Raw genomic sequence first — 1,046 nt, 5'->3', positions numbered from 1 at the left:
ACAGTGGACGCGAGCAGCTATGGACAAGTCCTCGGCCTATTAGTACCAGTCAACTCCACCCCTTACAGGGCTTCCATATCTGGCCTATCAACCCAGTCGTCTACTGGGAGCCTTAACCCCTCATGGGGGTGGGAGTCCTCATCTCGAAGCAGGCTTCCCGCTTAGATGCTTTCAGCGGTTATCCTTTCCGAACGTAGCCAACCAGCCATGCCCTTGGCAGAACAACTGGCACACCAGAGGTCCGTCCGTCCCGGTCCTCTCGTACTAGGGACAGCCCTTCTCAAGACTCCTACGCGCACAGCGGATAGGGACCGAACTGTCTCACGACGTTCTAAACCCAGCTCGCGTGCCGCTTTAATGGGCGAACAGCCCAACCCTTGGGACCGACTCCAGCCCCAGGATGCGACGAGCCGACATCGAGGTGCCAAACCATCCCGTCGATATGGACTCTTGGGGAAGATCAGCCTGTTATCCCCGGGGTACCTTTTATCCGTTGAGCGACGGCGCTTCCACAAGCCACCGCCGGATCACTAGTCCCGACTTTCGTCCCTGCTCGACCCGTCAGTCTCACAGTCAAGCTCCCTTGTGCACTTACACTCACCACCTGATTACCAACCAGGCTGAGGGAACCTTTGGGCGCCTCCGTTACTCTTTGGGAGGCAACCGCCCCAGTTAAACTACCCACCAGACACTGTCCCTGATCCGGATCACGGACCGAGGTTAGACATCCAGCACGACCAGAGTGGTATTTCAACGACGACTCCACAACCACTGGCGTGGCCGCTTCAAAGTCTCCCACCTATCCTACACAAGCCGAACCGAACACCAATATCAAGCTATAGTAAAGGTCCCGGGGTCTTTCCGTCCTGCTGCGCGAAACGAGCATCTTTACTCGTAGTGCAATTTCACCGGGCCTATGGTTGAGACAGTCGAGAAGTCGTTACGCCATTCGTGCAGGTCGGAACTTACCCGACAAGGAATTTCGCTACCTTAGGATGGTTATAGTTACCACCGCCGTTTACTGGCGCTTAAGTTCTCAGCTTCGC

General features: G+C 56.1%; 1 rRNA gene. It reads right to left on the bottom strand.

The features are described from left to right. Window positions 1-19: 19 nt before the first annotated feature. A 23S ribosomal RNA gene (locus G5C51_RS42150) occupies window positions 20-1,046 on the bottom strand; the annotation flags it as partial.

The sequence above is a fragment of the Streptomyces coryli genome, from assembly GCF_011044975.1.
In the GTDB taxonomy this organism is placed as follows: Bacteria; Actinomycetota; Actinomycetes; order Streptomycetales; family Streptomycetaceae; genus Streptomyces; species Streptomyces coryli.
Note: the sequence above shows the minus strand (reverse complement) of the source record. Positions and strands in the feature narration are given on the sequence as shown.